We start from the raw sequence: 342 nt of genomic DNA on the forward strand, positions 1-342 counted from the left end.
GGTCGTGTTCGAGAACGTCCGCGTCCCCGTCGCCAACTTCATCGCCGGTCCCGGCGAGGCGTTCGCGATCGCCCAGGGCCGCCTCGGCCCCGGCCGCGTCCACCACTGCATGCGCCTGATCGGCCTCGCGGAGAAGGCCCTCGAGCTGGCCTGCCAGCGCGGCACCGACCGGATCGCCTTCGGCAAGCCGCTGGTCAACCTCGGCGGCAACCGCGAGCGGATCGCCGAAGCCCGGATCGCCATCGACTCCACCCGCCTCCTGGTGCTCAACGCCGCGTGGAAGCTGGACGTCGGCGGCCCGATGAACGCGATCAGCGAGGTCAGCCAGATCAAGGTCGCCGC

The 342-nt window shown here is 71.6% G+C and carries 1 protein-coding gene; it reads left to right on the forward strand.

Annotation, left to right across the window (positions count from 1 at the left end):
- Positions 1-342, forward strand: a 342-nt coding sequence (locus ACOADB_RS20505; protein WP_378602813.1) for an acyl-CoA dehydrogenase family protein, incomplete at both ends; no start/stop codon positions are given.

This window comes from Nocardioides sp. CPCC 206348 (genome assembly GCF_048654705.1).
In the GTDB taxonomy this organism is placed as follows: Bacteria; Actinomycetota; Actinomycetes; order Propionibacteriales; family Nocardioidaceae; genus Nocardioides.